General features: G+C 50.3%; 16 protein-coding genes. 9 read left to right on the top strand and 7 right to left on the bottom strand.

What is annotated here, in order from left to right:
- Positions 1–73: 73 nt before the first annotated feature.
- The gene (locus H6A13_RS06840; protein WP_204908869.1) at positions 74–883 is read right to left on the bottom strand and encodes a hypothetical protein; all 810 of its coding nucleotides are present in this window, start codon (positions 881–883) and stop codon (positions 74–76) included.
- Between the two features lie 264 nt (positions 884–1,147).
- Here H6A13_RS06840 and H6A13_RS06835 point away from each other — a divergent pair, with 264 nt between their 5' ends.
- Entirely contained in the window at positions 1,148–2,434 is a 1,287-nt protein-coding gene (locus H6A13_RS06835) for an MFS transporter (protein WP_204908868.1), read from the top strand.
- Positions 2,435–2,509: 75 nt separating this feature from the next.
- On the opposite strand, the gene H6A13_RS06830 is transcribed toward H6A13_RS06835, so the two are convergent.
- From H6A13_RS06830 to H6A13_RS06810, 5 genes are read right to left on the bottom strand one after another with little or no spacing between them, the layout of a single operon-like run.
- Positions 2,510–4,279, bottom strand: a complete 1,770-nt coding sequence (locus H6A13_RS06830; protein WP_204908867.1) for a hypothetical protein — start codon at positions 4,277–4,279, stop codon at positions 2,510–2,512.
- 8 nt (positions 4,280–4,287) lie between these two features.
- The gene (locus H6A13_RS06825; RefSeq protein WP_204908866.1) at positions 4,288–6,222 is read right to left on the bottom strand and encodes a glycosyltransferase family 2 protein; all 1,935 of its coding nucleotides are present in this window, start codon (positions 6,220–6,222) and stop codon (positions 4,288–4,290) included.
- Positions 6,219–6,941, bottom strand: coding sequence for a glycosyltransferase family 2 protein (locus H6A13_RS06820; protein ID WP_204908865.1), 723 nt, complete (start codon positions 6,939–6,941; stop codon positions 6,219–6,221). Before H6A13_RS06820 ends, H6A13_RS06825 begins: the two co-directional genes overlap by 4 nt.
- 5 nt (positions 6,942–6,946) lie before the next feature.
- Positions 6,947–8,641, bottom strand: a complete 1,695-nt coding sequence (locus H6A13_RS13405; protein ID WP_275553017.1) for a GGDEF domain-containing protein — start codon at positions 8,639–8,641, stop codon at positions 6,947–6,949.
- A complete protein-coding gene (locus tag H6A13_RS06810; protein ID WP_204908864.1) occupies positions 8,638–9,426 on the bottom strand; it encodes an EAL domain-containing protein in 789 nt (262 codons plus the stop codon). The genes H6A13_RS13405 and H6A13_RS06810 overlap by 4 nt, the downstream gene beginning before the upstream one ends.
- 191 nt (positions 9,427–9,617) lie before the next feature.
- Here H6A13_RS06810 and H6A13_RS06805 point away from each other — a divergent pair, with 191 nt between their 5' ends.
- From H6A13_RS06805 to H6A13_RS06770, 8 genes are all read left to right on the top strand, one after another.
- Positions 9,618–10,631, top strand: coding sequence for an acyltransferase (locus H6A13_RS06805; protein WP_204908863.1), 1,014 nt, complete (start codon positions 9,618–9,620; stop codon positions 10,629–10,631).
- Positions 10,632–11,007: 376 nt separating this feature from the next.
- Positions 11,008–12,171 carry a MarR family transcriptional regulator gene (locus H6A13_RS06800; RefSeq protein ID WP_204908862.1) on the top strand — a complete coding sequence of 388 codons (1,164 nt, stop codon included), beginning with the start codon at positions 11,008–11,010 and terminating at the stop codon, positions 12,169–12,171.
- A complete protein-coding gene (locus H6A13_RS06795; RefSeq protein WP_204908861.1) occupies positions 12,164–12,736 on the top strand; it encodes a hypothetical protein in 573 nt (190 codons plus the stop codon). Before H6A13_RS06800 ends, H6A13_RS06795 begins: the two co-directional genes overlap by 8 nt.
- 214 nt (positions 12,737–12,950) lie before the next feature.
- Positions 12,951–13,487, top strand: coding sequence for a DUF5697 family protein (locus H6A13_RS06790; RefSeq protein WP_204908860.1), 537 nt, complete (start codon positions 12,951–12,953; stop codon positions 13,485–13,487).
- Complete coding sequence (locus H6A13_RS06785) at positions 13,427–14,149, top strand: DUF6100 family protein (protein WP_275952150.1); 723 nt, start codon at positions 13,427–13,429, stop codon at positions 14,147–14,149. Before H6A13_RS06790 ends, H6A13_RS06785 begins: the two co-directional genes overlap by 61 nt.
- Before the next feature lie 127 nt (positions 14,150–14,276).
- Positions 14,277–15,386, top strand: coding sequence for a hypothetical protein (locus H6A13_RS06780; RefSeq protein ID WP_204908859.1), 1,110 nt, complete (start codon positions 14,277–14,279; stop codon positions 15,384–15,386).
- Complete coding sequence (locus tag H6A13_RS06775; protein WP_204908858.1) at positions 15,376–17,337, top strand: VirD4-like conjugal transfer protein, CD1115 family; 1,962 nt, start codon at positions 15,376–15,378, stop codon at positions 17,335–17,337. The genes H6A13_RS06780 and H6A13_RS06775 overlap by 11 nt, the downstream gene beginning before the upstream one ends.
- Before the next feature lie 16 nt (positions 17,338–17,353).
- The gene (locus H6A13_RS06770; RefSeq protein ID WP_204908857.1) at positions 17,354–18,271 is read left to right on the top strand and encodes a S1 RNA-binding domain-containing protein; all 918 of its coding nucleotides are present in this window, start codon (positions 17,354–17,356) and stop codon (positions 18,269–18,271) included.
- A 36-nt stretch (positions 18,272–18,307) separates the two neighbouring features.
- Here H6A13_RS06770 and H6A13_RS06765 read toward each other — a convergent pair.
- A partial coding sequence (locus tag H6A13_RS06765; RefSeq protein ID WP_204908856.1) for a hypothetical protein occupies positions 18,308–18,806 on the bottom strand: 499 nt, incomplete at its 5' end.

Below are 18,806 nucleotides of genomic sequence, written 5' to 3'. Positions count from 1 at the left end.
TCTCGTTCTGCCCCTCTTCTATCCTTACTTTTTGCCGGATTACTTCACGGCCACGGCTCTATTGACAGTATCGTCAGACCGCCCGGTCTCCAATCATTCTGCGGATCGTCTCTTCCTCTTCCTCCAGAGCCTCCGCAATCTCTGCTGGCGACAGGCCTTTTGCCAGCTTCTTTTCAATCTGTAATCGTAAAAGTTGCTCTTTTCCCTGCTCAAGGCCCTGCTCGAGACCTCGCTCCAAGCCTTTTTGTATGCCTAATTCTTCTACATAATCACTTAGATTGCACATCTGGTTCAACTTCTCTCCCATGGATTTACTTTCCATTGGTATCGCAAATTCTTCTTTCAGTTGTTGTATCTTTACTTTTCCCTTGATCTTTGGTGACAGAAGCAATCCCAGCATCCGGGTCAATGGATTCCCCTTCCCGGACTTCGGATTCAGACAGACCGTCACCACCGTCATCTTATCATATGTGTTCCTCTGATCCGGTATCCCCGGGATCAGATCCTCTTTACAGATCCGGTACTTAGAAATTGCATTTCCGATATAGTCCGGTGCATTCATGCAGATCCAGATACTGTATACCTTACGGATGTTATCGTAATCCCTGCCGGCAAATTCTATTCCTTTCTGGGCTGAGATCATCCGCGCTCCATAAAATATGCCTCTTGTGGTAAGAGAATATCCGGGATAAAACGCTTTCTGTGCTTTCACATTGATCAGCAGCCGGATCCGTTCCTTCCGGGTTTCAAGATAAGCAGAAAACCGGATGTCATAGTAAATCCATGCCAGGATGATCTTATTGGAAAGGACCCGTTTCACCTGGTTGTCGTACTGGTGCTTTCCTTCCGCCAGAGAAAGTTCTCTGGCCAGTTCATTTTTCATAGGCTTCTTCCTTTCTTCATTATAACGAAATTGTCTTTGGGTTACAAGCAGTTGATTGTTACCTCTGAAAACGAGGCATTAGAACTACCAGATTCTCTGACGGCTTTCAGATGAGGCGAATTGCCTGCCGTCTTAGATAGGATAAATCTACCACGAAACCAGCCGAAAAACAAGAAAAACTTCTTGCTTTCCCCGCCATTTGGCAGTATTCTGTTTTGTGGTATTGACATTGCTATGACTTTGATTTTTTCGGAGGATGACAAGATGTTTCATTTGTTATTGGGTATTATTTATCTTGCTTTTATCAGTCTTGGCCTCCCGGATTCGCTTCTGGGTTCGGCCTGGCCTGTGATGTACCCGGAATTTGGTGTTCCGGTCTCGTTTGCGGGTATTATTTCTATGATTATTTCCTGCGGCACGATTTTTTCCAGTCTGCAAAGTGACCGGCTGACAAAGCGTTTTGGCCCCGGACGGGTGACGGCTGTCAGTGTTCTTCTGACTGCTGTGGCGCTCTTTGGTTTCTCAGTCAGCCACTCGTTTCTGGCGCTGTGCCTGTGGGCGGTTCCCTACGGGCTGGGCGCCGGCAGTGTGGATGCCGCTCTGAATAACTATGTAGCTCTCCACTACGCGAGCCGGCACATGAGCTGGCTCCACTGTATGTGGGGTGTCGGCGCTTCCGCCGGGCCGTACATTATGGGGTTTGCGCTGACCGGCGGGCACGCCTGGGGCAGCGGATACCAGTACATTGCCATCCTGCAGGCGGCTCTGACTGCGATTCTTTTTATCAGCCTTCCCATCTGGACAAAAGCCGCAAAGACAGACGCGGCTGAAAATCACGGCAAAATTGTAGCCCCAGACGCGGATACAAACGAAACCGCAGTCAAAAACACGGTTGGAGACGGCTCCGGCAAGGAACCTTCCTCACGATCCCGCGCTCTTTCTCTTCCGGAGATCTTACGCATCCCCGGGGCAAAGGAAGTGATTGTTACATTTTTCTGCTACTGTGCGCTGGAGCAGACTGCAGGGCTGTGGGCCAGCAGCTACCTGGTGCTTCGCCAGGGCCTTGCCGCCGAGACAGCGGCCGGATTTGCCAGCCTCTTTTATGTGGGAATCACTGCCGGCAGAGCGCTCAGCGGATTTCTGACCCTCAAGTTCAACGATACCCAGATGATCCGTCTGGGGCAATGCGGCATCGCCGCCGGCATTCTTTGTATGTTTTTGCCTCTGGGCGCACAGGCTTCCCTGCTGGGGCTGATCCTGACCGGCCTTGGCTGTGCCCCCATTTATCCGTCCATCATTCACTCCACACCGGAGCACTTTGGCGCAGACCGGTCCCAGGCCATGATCGGCGTACAGATGGCCTCCGCTTATGTGGGCAGCTGCCTGATGCCTCCGGTATTCGGCCTGATCGCCAACCACATCAGTGCCTCTCTTCTGCCCTTCTATCTGCTGGTGATCCTGGGGCTGATGATATGGATGCATGAAAATCTGCTGCGAAAACTGCACGCAAAATTCCGCCCGGGCACCGTCATCGGCGCCGGGGAACCATAACCCACCGCAATTCTTTCATCAAGGCCGGAGAGCAATCATCCACCGCAATTCTTTCATCGGTGTCGGGGAACCGCACTAAGGTTCCCCGGGCATCCAGAATATCCGGTCATATTTCCCTTCCCGGATCTCTGCTTCCCAGGCTTCCGGTTCCCGGATATCCCGCACTTCCACATCTTCTGCCCACAGAAAGTACCGGAAAACGTATCGCATTTCCCCGCTGGACACCTGCCCCTCCGCATCTGATGCCAGGATCAGGTACCGCTCCGGGTCTTCTTTCCCCCGGGCCGGCCACGCATCTCCTGTCAGAGCCTGCACTCTCCCGGGCAGAGTTTCCTCATATCCGTCCCGGATCACTTCGAGTCCGCTGCATTCCGAATAGAAAAAATTCACCCCCAGAAGAAATGTGACAAGAACCGCGTTCTGATACCGCCGTTTTGCCCCGGGCGACGAGTACGCCCGGTATGCTCCTCTCTCATCAATGTCTACGGCAAACGAATTCTCCACATCCTTTACCAGACACAACAGCAGCATTCCCGCAAACAGCGCCATCCCGCTGCAGGCATACCGGGAAAATCCCGCCAGGCGCACGGCCTCTTCTTCCAGCATGGTAAAAAGATACAGATACAGCATGCCTCCGTAATAAGCCGCCAGCATCAGGACTCCCAGAAAATAGACCCGCAAAAGTTTCCATTTTCGCTTCAGCCGGATTCTGGCATAAAGGGACGCCCCGGCTGTCAAAGCAGAGCAAAACACAAAAGCCTGAAAGGCCCGGTCTGCCGGATGGATGGCCGCCCGGATAAAATCCCCGGTGATCTGCCCATACAAATCTTCACCCGCCTCTTCCTTCGCATCCCCGATGATCTGAAATTTCCCTTCAAACCCGGCCAGGTCTGTCCGGACATGATCCTGCCACAACAAAAAGGGCGCAGCCAGAGAAACTGCCAGTACCAGCACGGCCGCCAGCGCTGCCGATATTGGTGCGACTGATACCGACGCTGCTGATTTTCGCGCGCCTTTTTCTCTTTCCTTCTGCACCAGCCGCCAGCAGGCATACACACCGGCCACGCCGGCAAAAAAGAGCCCGGTGCCCTTCACGATGCCGGTAAACCCAAGCAAAAGGCTCTGCCCCAGACACAGGCGGAACTTCTCCCGCTCCCGGCAAGAATATGCCATGGATGCAAGCGCAAGGAGCGGCAGCAGAAAATCCACCAGCAGGTTGTTGATGCGGATCGTCAGGTTCAGATAAAAAAGCATGGCGCATCCCGCTCCCAGAAGCGAGTACAGCAGAAATCTCCGTTTTTCTTCCACAATACCGGCCAGGGCAAAGAAGCAGGCAAACAGCACGCCGTTCTGGGCTAACAGCATCATTCCCTGGGAATGTCCCGCGTAACGGCAGATATAATAGATGATGAGACTGACGCCCGGAGGATAATCCCGGAACGGGATCATCGTGGTCTCCGCTCCCGGCAGTGCTTCCACAAGCAGCAGATATTTTACGATCAGCGCCCAGTGCGAAAAATTGTCATAATGGGTCAGCTTAAGGCGCAGGGTAAGGAGGCAAAAGATCCCAGCCAGCGCGCCAATACAGACGCCGGGCAGCGTCCACCCTGGAAATGCAATCTTTTTCCTAGCCAGGCATCCTGCAAAATATCCAGATCCCGCAAGCCCCGTGGCCAGTGCAAGGTCTGCAAAAAGGGGCAGTTTTCCAGCTAAGGCTCCTGCAAAAAGAAAGAGGCCGATCCCGGATATTGCCACAACCGGAGCAAACCAGAACCGGATCTTTCCAAGCCTGCATACTGCAAAAATGGATCCCCACAGGGAAAACGCCAGCAGTATTCCCGTCATTTTCACACTCACCTCTTCTTCCACCGCGCCAGAACATTCTGGCTGATCTCGTCATAGATGGTCATCCACGGATCCAGTTCTCTTGGCAGGGAATGTTCCCTGTCATGGATGATCTGCAGCCAGTTCCGGTAATTTTCTTCATCCGCCGCCTCTACTGTTGCCGTAATCTTTTCCTTTCCCCTGTAGACACAGACAGCCCGAAGCTTTGCGCGGTAATATTCTGTCGTTACCACGATCTCAAAGGCATCCCCTTTTTGAAGGGTCAGGGCCGCCCCCGGTCCTTCTTTTTCTACCCCCGGTTCTTCTTTCTCCCATCCCGGACCGGCAGACCGAAGTGCGATCCCCTCTTCCGAGACATCTTCTGTCATCGCCGGATAGGATCGCCCGCCCCAGATTATCTGCGCCTTCTCCTTTGCCCCGATCCGGTCCGAGATCCGCCTGGACTCCCGCCCTAGCATAAAGAATACAGCGTACAACAGCAGGACCAGGTTGTAGCCCAACCAGTAAAGGATCACACTGCTATAGAAAAGTGCCATTCCGTATTTCCCCTTTGCAAAGCGGAGGATCGCCGCAGCCGTCAGAAGGATCAGAATGCCGTGGGGGATCAAATACCGGCCGGAAGCCGTCTTTTCCCGCCGCCTGTTCTTGTCTGTCACCTGAAACTGCTTTCTGTGGATCCCGATGGATTCCAGCAGCACCGGTCCTGCCAGGTAAGGCGCCAGGATCGTATCTATGATGTGGCTCCACCTGGCGCTCCGGATATTGGTGCTGAGATACTCCATGGCAAGCCGGGATAACAGATGGGACGGAAGCCAGAACAACAAAAGCTCCCAGAATCCGCATTCTACCAGCTGAATATCAAACAGCGCAAACAACACCGGCGACAGCAGAAAGATCAGCCGGCACAGAAAGGACCACCAGTACAGCCAGGCATTGAGATAAGAGATCCGCGCTGGAAGCGGCAGCTTCCCCGTAAAGATCGCATTGGTATTCTGAATGCTCTGGATCACGCCCCTGGCCCAGCGGATCCGCTGCCGGATCATGCTTCCTGCGGTGGTCGTGGACAGCCCGGCAGCCAGCACCTCTGCAGACGCATACGTGCGGTACCCCGCTTTCTGGAGCCGCAGGCTGGTTTCAAAGTCCTCCGTCACCGTCCCGTAAGGAAATCCTCCGATCTCCTCCAGGGCTTCCCGCAGGATCACCGTGTTGCTGCCGGTGTACGCCGCAGTGTTCGTCGCATTTCGCAAAAGATTGATCTCCCGGGAGAAAAAATCCTGCTCATTGGGGATTCCTTTTTCCGCGTACAGATTAAACTGAAAAAGATCCTGATTGTAAAAACTCTGGGGCGTCTGCAAAAGGCCCAGTTTCCATTCCGGGATCAGAAAATACGGCACGGTCCGCATAAGAAAGGTCCGCCGGGGGATCATGTCCGCATCAAAAGTTGCCACCAGTGGAGAAGAGGTCTTCGCCAGCGCATGATTGTAATTGCCGGATTTGGCATGGGGATTTTCCTTCATGCCGATATAGCCAGCCCCCAGATGCTCCGCCATTCTTCGGACATTTTCGCGCCCGCCGTCGTCACACACGTAAATGTGGACTTTTGCCGGGTCCGGGTACTCCAGAAAGGTGCAGGCATTTACGGTTTTGTACAAAAGTTCCTCCGGTTCGTTGTGGGTCGCGATCAGCACGTCCACGTGGGGAAATCTTTCCGGCTCTGTCTTCTCCGGAAACGGGATCTCGAAGGCCGGGGCGCGCATCCGGCTGATCATCAGTTCCGCTGTGCCGGACAGGGTCACCGTCTCCGCCAGAACAAGGGCGCATCCCGCGGCTACAGAAACGACGCCTTCCTGCCAGGGCAGAGTAAAAAAGATCCGCCAGAACAGATAAATTCCGGAACTTATGATGGCGGCCAGGAAAATGCGATTTTTCTTTTTATCGTTCATTGTTTCCCGCCCCGCAAAAATGCCGATAATACCTGCAGACTGTCCCGCACCGGCCGGAAATGAGAGCCTGCATTGTGATCGATGTAAATGGTGCGGATCTCTTCGGTCAGTACCGGGATCTTCTTTCTGGCACAGGCAAACAGCACCTCTGTCTCGTAACCAAATCTCTCCCCCGGCACCTGACACATCAGTTCCAGCAGGCTGCTGTCAAAGGCCCGGAAACCGGTCTGGGTATCATGGATCCGGATTCCCGTCCTTTTCTGAAGGATCCAGGACGCCGCCCGGTTCCCTGCCCTGGACCGGAGCGGCACATGATCTTCGGAAAACGATCGCACTCCCAGAACCAGACTGCCCGGATATCCGGCCGCCTTCTTAAGAAGCCGCAGGCCGTCCGGCGCATAGTGCTGGCCGTCGCAGTCTACGCAGAGGATCAGCGTCCGGCGTCCGGCCCTCTCTTCTTCTGCCCCGGAAAGCCTGGAACGGACAAAGGAAAACCCGGTCTTCAGCGCCCGCCCTTTCCCCTGATTGCTTTCATGGCGAAGAACCAGACAGCCTTCGATGGTTTCTGCTTCCGCAAAGATTTCTTCGTATTCCGGTCCGGATCCGTCGTCGATCACAAGGATCCGGACGCGGATCTCTTGCCCGAGTTCCCGGACCCGTTCCGCCAGTCCCGCCTCCGGCTGAAACGCCGGCATGATCACATAGACCTGCCTTTCCATACGCGTCACTTCCTTTCTCCTTTCAGGATCCTGCTCCTTGGACAGTCTTCCCTGCAGCCGATACACTCCCGGCGCATACACCGGATCTTTTTGTCGTTGATATAATAGCGAGCCTTCCCCAGATCTTTCGCGATATAGAGAGCGGTATCGGCGCAGGCATAGAGATCTTCATACTCCCGGACGGTATCGTCCGCCAGGACCGCCCCAGCGCTGACGGACACCCGGCGCGCCTCCTCTCTGTCGCCAAAGGTTTCATGGACCCTGTCAAAAAGCGCGCGGAACTTCTCTTCCAGGATGTCCTTTGAGATCCGGCCCGGAAGCAGCACGACAAATTCATCCCCTCCCAGGCGTGCGATCACATCTTCTTTCCGGAAGGTGTCCGTAAGACACCGGGCAAAGGTGATCAGCACCTGATCTCCCGCCGGGTGTCCTTCCCGGTCATTGACCTTTTTAAAATCATCCAGATCAAACAATAGAAGCGCCCCCTCCGCCCGGCCGCTCTGCAGATAGTTCTCTGCCCTTTGCTCAAAGCCGTTCCGGTTATAGAGCCCGGTCAGGCGGTCGTAGTCCGCTTCGTTTTTTGCGGCGGAAAGTTCCCCCTCCATCCGCGTCAGCCCTTCGGCTTTCTCCATATATTCCCGCTCCAGCCGGAAGATCATCTCCGCCAGGGGTTTCAGTTCCGGGATCTCGCTGTCCTCTTCCGCCAGATTTCTCTTGCCTTCCAGCACGTCATAGATCCCCGTCTGGATCTGCCGGAAATGGTCGAATAAATATTTCCGCACAAACACGCGTACCATAAAAATGGTAAGGCCGCTGATCACAGCCACGGCGCACAGGCCGGCAACCAGTGTGGTCCGCATATCTGCCGCCACCTGGTCCATGGCGGTAAAGGCGGCCAGGTACATGTCATGACGCTCCCGCACCACCACGCTTTGCCACTCCCCGTTGATCTTGAGCACCACGGGCTCCCCTTCCGGCAGAGCATCCATAAACTCCACCATCTCATTTCCTTCCTGCACCTGCTCAAACTCTATTTCCTGCCGGTTATTTTCCGTAATCCCGATGATCAGGCCTCTGGCCTTTCCCGCAGCCAGGATACTGGTATCGTACTCTGTGGTGGCCCGTTTTAAAGTGTCCCGGACCCGTTCTGCCCCGCTGGTCAGTCTGCTGCTTTCAATGTCCACGTCGATCCGCACCCCGGCAAATGATCCACCCTCCACATTTTCCATGGGCGCAACCACATAGAAATATGCCGGCCTGTCCCAGAAATCCGGCTCATCCACCTGCACGCATGTCTTTCCTTCGCCGTCCATGCACTCCGGATCCACCCGGCTTCCCTGAAGGCTTTCCTCTGTGGTCGCCACCACTTCTCCCTTTTCATCGAGAAGAGAGATCGCGCCCACATCCATCAGTTCCCGCAGCGTTTCCAGTCCGTCTGCCTGTGCCATCCGCTCTTCCCTGGCAAGGATATAGGCAACTTCCCGGGCATAGGTAGTATATTCCCCGGAAAGGTGCCGGACCTCCTCTTCATACTCCCCGGCCGCCTCCTCCAGATTGCTGTCCACTGCCCCCAGAAGCTGATACAGATAGTATCCATTTTCCTTTCTGCCGCGAAGATACAGGCTTACCGCAAAAAGCAGGACAAACAGCAAGGCCGAGATCAGATAAAGGAGTACCAGCCTCTGATACAGCTTCCTCATCGTCGTCCCTCCGGCAGCCGTTTTCCTTCTGCCCGGAACTGAAAATACCGGTCTTTTTCCAGCGGTCTTGCATAATAATACCCCTGTCCCAGCCTGCAGCCATGCCGCAGAAGAAATGCGATCTGCTCCCTGCTTTCCAGACCTTCTGCTACAATCTCCATGCCCAGGTCCTTTGCCAAGGCAATGGTGGACTTCAGGATCGTTTCTCCTTTTTCTTCGCCAATGCGGCTGATAAAATACCGGTCCAGCTTCAGGATGTCAAAAGGGACCTGGCAGAGCATTTTCAGGGTGGATCTGCCCATTCCATAGTCATCCATGGCGATCCGGAAGCCTTCTTCCCTGAGCTGTTTCGCAAATCTCCAGATCTCCCGGTTTTCCTCTTCTTCCTTTGCCGTTTCCGTGATTTCAAATAACAGGTCTTCCTCCCCGGCCAGACCTTTCGTTCCTGCGCAGAATGTGGAAAGGTTGACAGAGATCGGGCCGGCCGGGATCCCGGCCTTTTTTGCCTCCCCGGCGTCCCGGCGGACGATCCGCAGCACCTCCCGGTCCAGAAGCGGCATCAGCCCGTTCTTTTCCAGGGCAGGAATAAAATTCCCCGGCAAAAGCAGGCCTTTTTGGGGATGCCGCCAGCGCACCAGAGCCTCCGCGCCAAAGATCTCCCCAGTCCCCATGTCCACCTGGGGCTGATACCAGACCTGATATTCCCGGTTTCGCACCGCCTCCGACACGGTCAGGCGCATTTCTTCTTTTCCCATATCCTGTAAATTTTCGTATCTATTTCCCATATTTCCCGCTCTTTTCTCTCCTTTACTTCCTGTCGCCCGGATCTGTTTTTCATAGCATGTCTGAAAGCGCTCCCTCTTATGCATGAAAATGCGCAAAAGCAGCCCTGGCAATTTCCAATTTTGATTCTTGACGAAACGCGCGATCCGTGCCATGATTGTCTTGCTGTGAAAAAATGTAGAGGGAGATTGTTATGCGGACAAAAGACTATAATCTTGAACTGATCCGGATGGCGTCGTTCGTCCTGGTCATTGCCATACATGTAAGCAACTATTTCTGCCGGGCTTACGGCCAGATCTCAGACGGAGAATACCTGTTTTCCCTGGTCATCGATACCTTTGCCCGGGTGAGCGTGCCCTGCTTCTTTATGATCTCGGGCGCCCTGCTTCTCGGACGGGACGAACCGCTTTCCAAACACTGGAAACGGCTCCGGCGCTTCTTCCTGGCCCTGGTAGTCTGGAGCGTGATCTATTATCTTTGGAACACCTTTTATATGAAATCAGATTTTGACTTACGGGAGATCTTTTACGTGCCTGCGGAGGCCCATCTGTGGTATCTGTACGCCATGATCCCCATTTACCTGACCCTGCCGTTTCTGCAGGTGCTGTGCCGCAACATGAGCCGGCAGTTTGAGAAGGCTTTTCTGATCATCGCCACCGCGGCGGTTCTCATCAACTATATCCTCTGGCTCTTTGGCGCGGAGCTTTACTATGACCTGCCGCTGATCGGCGACCGGGTCTACGCCTACTATCTCTATCTCGGATATTACATTTACAAATACAGAGATGAGATCCGCATCAGCCAGAAATGGACGGCTTTTCTCTGCTTTGCCGGTATGGCCGTGTCGTTTGGCGTAACTTACGGCGTGACCGTTCTGGAGCAGGACCACTACGAAGGGGCACTTACCTACGCCATGCCCTCCGTCATCCTGTCCGGTGCCGCCTTTTTCCTGTATGTGCTGCGCGTAAAGGACGGACATTTCCAGCCAAAAGAAAAAGCCCGCCAGGTCATCGACCTCTTTGGCGGACTCTCCTTTGGGATCTATCTGATCCACATCCTGTTTCTGGATAATTATAAGAAATACATGGAACCCTGGGATCTGTCGGCGTGGATCGCGGTTCCCGGACTGATCCTTACGATCACAGCCGTCTCCTTTGTATGCGTATATGTGCTCCGGCTGACAAAAGTCGGACGGAAGATCACCTAAACCTGGAAATGTAACGAAAAAGCCTGAAGAAAAAAGCCTGAAGACGAATTGTCTTCAGGCTTTTTTAGAGGCGCAGACCGGATTTGAACCGGTGAATCGAGGTGTTGCAGACCAGCAAAAAAATCCTCGGAACCCGCTAAAACTCTGGGGAATTTTAAATGTGTCCACCTTATTTCCACCCTATTCCACTAAATTCAAACCGAGCAGTCGTGCCAACTAAGGTATTTTAAAAGTCCGACCTCTGCCATTTTACTGCTGATTTTCTGCACCTACAAGTTACGCACTCATTATAAGCTATAAGTCTGCCTTTCGTCTACGTTGTTTTGAAACTTTTAATATTTACATTACATATCAATCCATTTGGAGGACTAAACATATGAAATATCAATTAGAAATCAAACAGCTTGTGGATTATCCACGTTGCCGGATCTACCGGTCATTTATCCGAAATCTTATGGAAGATAGGAACATCCGTACCAACGGAGGCTCCTATCTTTTTTATTATATCGTTCTCTGCTCATATGCGAATTACCGAATGTCCAGAAGAAGACTTGAAGGTATGTCATATACTCTGCAGGCAGGTGAATGGATCTGCCCCATTACAGAATTACAGGAAGCATTTCGTTTCCGCTTCCATCACCAGGTAATCTCAGTGTTGCAATTTCTGGAAGAACAACATTATGTTTCCTATTCCATCCTCGGTAAAAATCGGCTGGTCAAGTTCTCAATCCTGGACTGGAAAACAGAAAATACGATTCTTGGATACAGTTATCCCTGCCAGAAAGACAGCGGATTCTATTTCTTTCCGATTACCAAAGTCCATGAACTGATCAGTATTGGAAAATGCTCTGAAATGGATATCCTGCTGGATCTCTGGATACACGCTGTCTACAACGATGTTCAGGTGCAGGGATCGGATCTGGGGCCGGTGGTATATTTTCGGAATCATACCGGAAGTCCGATAACAAATTATACTGAACTTGCAGAGCGCTGGGGCCGATCACGGGCAACAGTCTGCCGTATCCTGAAAAAACTGGATTCGTTAGATCTGCTGACCTTAATTCCTTTTACCGGCTCACACGGCAGCATCATTTACTTGAACAACTATCTGTCTACTATGTTCTCCATCAGTGATGTCCTCATTGACAAAGAAGAGGTTGCGCTTGCCTTAAGCCTTCCCATTCAGGTGCCGGATGATCCGGATAGCGTTTCAGAACCAGACATTACAGAGCAGATCAGCATTTCAGATGAATCCGATAGCGTTCCAAAACCGGTGATTCGTTACGTCGTTGGAAAAATGGCAGATTTACTGCAAACACAGGGGCTCCCATGCTGTCAGTGCAGGAAAGCCCGTTACCAATTATCTCGGTTATCAGACAGCAGGGGAGGGGTAAACAGTATCTATAGTCTTGAAATTATCTGCCCCTATGGGAACATGGCCTATCGGTTTGAACTATCCATGACACCGCAGGAAGATCCACCCACACTGTTCGCCGAGATTCCTGCTGTAGCATTGAAAGGAGGCTCCGCCCATGCCTAGAACAAAGAAAAATCATATCGCCCAAAATGAAGATCCAAGATTCCATAATACCTATCAGTTTTTAAAGCACTATCGCGACGCCACATACAGTCTGAAGGTGGTGGTTCACCAGCTTGAAACGCAATTCCAGATTGACTATGGAACATCCATAGATCATTTTCTGGATTCCATCTATGCTGCAGGGGCGGATTTGAACGGCTCGGATATCGAAGAGCGGGCAAAAAGTATCGAGAGGAGTAACAAAATGCTCAAACTCCTTGACTCTGCTGTTGATCTGCTGAGGAGCAATCATAAATACGGGGAGCAATACTACTGGATTCTCTACTACTCCTTCCTCTCCCCGCAGGAGCTGAGGAATACCGACGAGATCATAGACCGGCTTGCGCCGCATATAGACAGGCTTTCTTACCGCACCTTTTACCGGAGACGGCACGCTGCCATAGAAGCGCTCAGTGCGATCTTATGGGGATTTACTGCCAAAGAAACCATTCATCTGCTGGAGCAGTTTTTCCCCGAAGAGGGAACGTCACAAGATGGCAGTACATTGGCACAGAGATGCGATTGAAGGGGTAATCCGGCAGTGCTACAATAGTCATGCTTATAGTTTTCACATTTTATCAGCACCCGTAGAAGGTGCTTTTTTTGTACATGTAAACCACTGACTATCCCGAAAACTGCCAATCTTACACGTAGACTTGTACGTGAACAATACGTGCAGAGTATCACGTACTGATTACGTGTATCTGCACGTACAGACAGAATAACAAGGAGATTCAGAAATGAAGACGAGAGAAGAAATCTACAGCCAGGAAGGTGCTTCCCTCCTGCACATTATCACCACTTATCATGCATTGACCTATGAACAGGTTATCCGCAGTTTCCGCAAAAAGCCGGATACAATAAGTCACCTGATTCAAAATCTTTTGAAACAGGGGCGTATTTACTACGATCCTGACAAGAATCTGCTTTTAGATCGTCCGGAAGCTGCTGACGAAGCCAATGCTGGGATTATTGCAGCATACTGGGTTATGCTGGACTTTGAGAAGGCAGTCGTGTATCACACCAGCGGAGAATTTCCCGTTACGATTAATTTTTTCTCCAATGCAGAGGAATATGAGATCATTTATGTTCCAGAAGGGAAAGAATTCCTTTTAAACCGTATTCTTGCCAAACAGAAGACCGATGCGAACCGGTTGGTTATTGTTTCGACTCCAGATCAGGCTCGGGAACTTCATATTCCCCATGTACTTGCTTTCTGTACGGTGGCATCAGATGGAACGGTCAGCTACTACCAGAAAGGAGGAGATCACTCATAGACTCTACAGAACTTCTACAGCGGATAGAGACAATTGAGGATGGAATGGATAAGCTCAAAAACACAGTTTTTGCAATGAAAATGACCGACATCCGAAAATATCCGGCCAATTATGAAGAACTCAGTACCGACGCTGCACTGCGGGCAGAACGGCTGGCCTGTCAGCTAAGGAATATCATTTTTGCCACAGATATTCTTCCAAAGCCGGAATATATGGATCGTGCTGCCAAAGTTCAGGGAATCCAGTTTGATACGGACGGCAGTATCCTGACCATTCGCCTGCCCGGGCTGCTTCCTAAGCGGAAAGTACGCACAAACATAGGTTACATTAACGATCCTCTGTACTATAGCCTCAAGTCTTACCTTGCTGAGCATCCGGTTCCCGTTTTTGTAAACTGTGTCGTTTGCTTTATCCAAGTATATGACCGCAAACTGCCCCTTAGACGTATTCGTGACTACGACAATATGGAATTTAAACAGATCCTGGATACTATTTCACCGTTTGTTCTAAAGGATGACAGCGGGCTTTACTGCGACTCCTACCATACAACGGAATTAGGGAATGAGGACTATACTTCTGTCAACATTATGGAGAAATCCGTATTTCCCGCATGGCTTCGGAGTATGAAAGAGCAGATATCTGACTTGTCGGAAATTTCCTGATTTCAGCCGATTTTTTACCGACATAGGTAATTATGCCAGATAACCGCTGATTTTTCTGCTTCGCTGCTTGATGTCAGCCCGCCGGATTTACCCAAGTCGGGAGTCTGATGGGTATTTTTTAGGAGTGATGCTTATTCTAAAAGACTCAACACGTTATCATCTTCTGGAGCTGACGGCACTTTGCGGAGAGTTCCCGGCTGATCAGTTATATCGGCTGATCCCCAGTTCATCCTATGCTGAAAAAGTAATTACTCAGCTTAAATCGGAAAAATTGCTGCGGGTTCACTACCGGGATAAACTGAGGGGATACCGTCTCACTAAGCGCTCCAAGGAGTATCTCTTACAGGAAGCTCCAAAGCGCTTCGCCCTGTATCTCACCGGTAATGCAGACACAAATCAGATCCGGTCAGAAAAAAGTCGGCGTCTCCGGCTCCATCTCAGGGCAGAAGGATATCTTACATTGTTTCATGCGGGAATCCCTGTTTTTCCTGATGAGAAGCCGGATCTGTTTTTCCCCGGCTATAAAGCCGGTATCTGGAATGTGCGAAGCTATCCATTGTTCTATTCCGCAAGAGAAATCAAACGACTGGGAGATGATACAACAAAAATCCGTAATTCACGGTGCATGGGAATCGTGCTCACGTCAGAATGCATCTTTGCAATCTATAATACCGGAAACGCCCTGATGAAATGGGAATATCGGACAGAAATTCGCGTCAACGCATTTTTGCAACAGTATTTATCCGGGAATCCCTATCCCGGCATTCCAAAGGTCCGAGCGATTATGCTGGGCCGGGATATGGACATGGCGTACCGACTGTTGACCAGCACGGGCGGTCACAAGAAAGCCTTCTTCTCATTGGACACTTCCTATGAGCACTTTCACTATGTTCCTAACACACCGGAGGGAGAGCTGCTGTTAAAAGTATTGTGCAGCCCTCTGCTCCAGAAAAGATTAAATCAACTGCTCAGATCAGACTTGCTGCCGCCGGATCGGCAGCTTGCCATTGAGCATGATGCCCTTACTTCTGAAAAAGATGTTGTGCTGTTTGCGTATGATTTTGACATGCTGCGCATCAACAAATTCAATACTGCATTAAAGCTGTTTGGCCGTCGCGGTGTTCTCATCGCCTTCGACTTTCAACTTCCTGTACTGAAGGCTTTCCTGGGAGAAGACCTCCAGTATTCCAGTATTGACCTTCTGAAGTTTAAAAGGGGTTTTTTACATGGACCATAAATGGTGGAAATCAATTTTTCTTCTGCCAATTATCGGCTGCACTCTTTATGCCGGAGGATATGTCGCTCAGTTTATACGCAACTATCAGCTCTGGGAACGGGAAGGGCATTTCGCAGGGGATGGCACAAATCCCCTTCTTCCCTCCATCGCTCCGACAGAATGTTTCGCAGCCTTAACTGACTTCCCGTACAATCTGTATGGGATTTTTATTTGTCTGGCAGCCTTTGCTCTGCTGGCCTTCCTGCTTATGCGGATGGGCCTTGACAGAAACGGAGGCGTATCAGACCGAGAACGGAATCTAAGCTATTCCAATAAGGGGACCTATGGCACCTCCGGCTTTATGACACCGCAGGAGATGCACCAGGTTCTGGAACTTGTTGACAATGTAAGGCATACGAAAGGACAGATTCTCGGCAGGCTCGGGAACAAAGCAGTCTGTCTTCCGGAAGAAACCAGAATGAACCGCAATGTTGCGGTATACGGCGCATCCGGATCAATGAAATCCCGCGCCTATGTACGAAATGCAGCCTTTCAGTGCGTTGCCCGCGGAGAAAGCCTGATATGCACCGATCCAAAATCTGAACTTTATGAGGATCTTGCAGTCTATCTGGAAAACAAGGGCTATATCGTAAAAGTCTTTAACCTGGTAAGCCCTGAAAACTCTGACAGTTGGAACTGTCTTATGGAAATTGATGGTTCTGAAACAATGGCACAGATATTTGCAGATGTGGTCATCCAGAATACCGGAACCGGCAAAGGGGATCGATTCTGGGATAACGCGGAGCTCAATCTTTTAAAGGCGCTGATCCTTTATGTGGAGCAAGGCTATCCGCCTGAAGCAAAAAATATCGGGCAGGTATACAAACTTCTGACTATGAGTTCCGAAAAGGAGCTGAATGCTCTATTTGACCTCCTTCCAGTCAGTCATCCGGCAAAGGTGCCATACTGTATTTATAAGCAGGCATCCGAAACTGTGCGAAGCGGCGTAATCATCGGTCTTGGATCACGACTCCAGATCTTCCAAAGCAAAATTATCCGGCAGATCACTTCGTATGATGAGATCGACCTTACACTGCCCGGCCAGAAAAAATGCGCTTATTTTTGTATTGTGAGCGATCAGGATCATAGTTTTGATTTCCTGTCCTCACTTTTTTTATCCTTTATTTTCATCAAATTAGTGCGCTATGCAGATATCCACGGCGAAGACGGGCAGCTTCCTGTGCCGGTCCATATCCTTGCAGATGAACTGGGCGCGGCTTCCGGAACAATCCTGGATCTTCAGACAAAGATCTCTGTGATCCGCAGCCGCCGCATCAGCATTAGCTGTATCTTCCAAAACCTGCCCCAGATGCAAAACCGCTATCCGTATAATGCATGGCAGGAAATTTTAGGAAATTGCGATTCCACAGTCTTTTTAGGCTGTACAGATCCAATTACTGCTACTTTTATATCCGAGCGCACGGGCATTGCCTCCGTCAATGTTTCTTCGGAGGCTAAACAGCTCAATAGCTGGCGTGTTTCTGATTACACTCCGGAATATCGCCGTACGGAGTCTATCGGAAAGAGAGCCGTACTGACTCCTGATGAGGTGCTGAGGCTGTCTCTGGATGAAGAACTCATTATCCTGCGAGGGCAGAAAGTGCTGAAAGCTAAGAAATATGATTATACCAGGCATCCCGAATCAAAGAAGCTGGTGAAACGGAAAGCTGCCAGTCATATTCCCAAATGGCGGGAGCTGCAGACGGAAGAAACCGACTATGCTCCGTCTGTACCAAAGCCAAAACGCCCCGGCCGGAAAAAGAAGCGCCCGGACCTTCCTCCTGTACCTTCAGATGATATGAATGTGCAGGAGATGGACTCCGATTTTTCTCAAGAAACAGAGTTTGATGACCTGCTTTCTGAAGAGGATGATTTTCTGACACCCATAGATAAAAATTCAATTATGTCTTAAAGAAAGGATACAAACTATGCCAAATGAAATGAACAATATTTTAACTCTGGAAAGTGACGCTGCAATTGAAACACAAAAATCTAAAGAAGATCTGATATGGCACGAGATAACCAACGCCTACCGCACCCGCCGGATACTGACCGGGATGCTTGGCGGAATTGAAAAGCTGGAGGGCGGAGCTACAATCACAATCGTTTACTACAAAAATTTCCGTGTTGTCATCCCTATAACCGAAATGATGATCAATCTGGTCGAAGATGAGACACACAATTACGGAGAGCTGTCTCTGCGGCAGAATAAGATCGTAAACACAATGCTTGGCTGCGAAATCGACTTCATCATCAAAGGTCTGGACAGTAAAGAACGAAGCATTGTCGCAAGCCGGAAAGATGCCATGCTCAAGAAACGGCAGATCTTCTATTTTGATCAGGATTCATCCGGGACTCCGAAAGTCTATCCGGATCGGGTGGTGCAGGCCCGGGTGATCTCTGTTGCGGAAAAGGTTGTCCGCGCGGAGATATTCGGCGTGGAGACATCCATTCCCGCAAGGGATCTGTCATTTGACTGGCTGGGTGATGCCAGAGAGCGTTTTCACGTCGGGGATCATATCCTTGTCCGGATTCAGGAAGTAAAAGCAGAAGATCCGGAGCACATTTCCGTCCGGGCAGATGTAAAAAGTGTAGAAGGGGATACCAGCAAGGCAAATCTGGCACTTTGTAAGGTACAGGGAAAATATGCCGGCACAGTTGAAGATATCCATAACGGGACAGTATTTGTCAGGCTTCAGATTGGTGTCAATGCCATTGCTCATACCTGCTATGACAGCCGGACTGTGGGGAAAAAGGATGAAGTTTCTTTTGTCGTTACCCATATAGACTCTGAACGTAATGTGGCGCTCGGAATCATTACGAGGATCATCCGGCAGAACCTTTAAAATAAAAAGTGCAGGAGGCTTTAGTCTTCCTGCACACTACTTATTCATTGTTGTAAGTCTAATTTGGTCTTCCAATTTTATCATCATATCATTTGAATCTATATCTACAAATAAGGCTTCCAAATCATCCATTACTTTCCACACTCTATCTCTGTATTCCTGCTCGGGTATCTTTCTTTGTGCTTCTTCAAGAGTCACATGGAACTGATCAGAATGCTCCTGCAGCTTTTCCAATATTATCTTATACTGATATAAGGAATGCAAAAGATCCTGATATGAATATACAAATTTCGCCAAACAATGCGCATTTTCACCAGAAAAAATAAGTTCTATTTTTGTAGATATTTCTTTGATACTTTCCATTTTCTTTAAAAAACTCTTTTGTAATGGATTAGCAAACGCCTTCTCTGCTGTTATCCCCTGAATTTCCTCTAAAAAGGTGTTATTCGTCAAGAAGAAAAATATAGAATTCGATTCAAAAAGAACTTTATTTCTTTCTTCTTTTTCCCATAAATGCTTCTGATTCCTATATTGC

It is taken from the genome of Mordavella massiliensis, assembly GCF_016902415.1.
Classification (GTDB): domain Bacteria; phylum Bacillota; class Clostridia; order Lachnospirales; family Lachnospiraceae; genus Merdimonas; species Merdimonas faecigallinarum.
This window is presented reverse-complemented; position numbering and strand designations above follow the sequence as displayed.

Coding starts and splice junctions, on each gene's coding strand:
- H6A13_RS06840 (WP_204908869.1), bottom strand. CDS start 883: ATGAAAAATGAACTGGCCAGAGAACTTTCTCTGGCGGAAGGAAAGCAC.
- H6A13_RS06835 (WP_204908868.1), top strand. CDS start 1,148: ATGTTTCATTTGTTATTGGGTATTATTTATCTTGCTTTTATCAGTCTT.
- H6A13_RS06830 (WP_204908867.1), bottom strand. CDS start 4,279: ATGACGGGAATACTGCTGGCGTTTTCCCTGTGGGGATCCATTTTTGCA.
- H6A13_RS06825 (WP_204908866.1), bottom strand. CDS start 6,222: ATGAACGATAAAAAGAAAAATCGCATTTTCCTGGCCGCCATCATAAGT.
- H6A13_RS06820 (WP_204908865.1), bottom strand. CDS start 6,941: ATGGAAAGGCAGGTCTATGTGATCATGCCGGCGTTTCAGCCGGAGGCG.
- H6A13_RS13405 (WP_275553017.1), bottom strand. CDS start 8,641: ATGAGGAAGCTGTATCAGAGGCTGGTACTCCTTTATCTGATCTCGGCC.
- H6A13_RS06810 (WP_204908864.1), bottom strand. CDS start 9,426: ATGGGAAATAGATACGAAAATTTACAGGATATGGGAAAAGAAGAAATG.
- H6A13_RS06805 (WP_204908863.1), top strand. CDS start 9,618: ATGCGGACAAAAGACTATAATCTTGAACTGATCCGGATGGCGTCGTTC.
- H6A13_RS06800 (WP_204908862.1), top strand. CDS start 11,008: ATGAAATATCAATTAGAAATCAAACAGCTTGTGGATTATCCACGTTGC.
- H6A13_RS06795 (WP_204908861.1), top strand. CDS start 12,164: ATGCCTAGAACAAAGAAAAATCATATCGCCCAAAATGAAGATCCAAGA.
- H6A13_RS06790 (WP_204908860.1), top strand. CDS start 12,951: ATGAAGACGAGAGAAGAAATCTACAGCCAGGAAGGTGCTTCCCTCCTG.
- H6A13_RS06780 (WP_204908859.1), top strand. CDS start 14,277: ATGCTTATTCTAAAAGACTCAACACGTTATCATCTTCTGGAGCTGACG.
- H6A13_RS06775 (WP_204908858.1), top strand. CDS start 15,376: ATGGACCATAAATGGTGGAAATCAATTTTTCTTCTGCCAATTATCGGC.
- H6A13_RS06770 (WP_204908857.1), top strand. CDS start 17,354: ATGCCAAATGAAATGAACAATATTTTAACTCTGGAAAGTGACGCTGCA.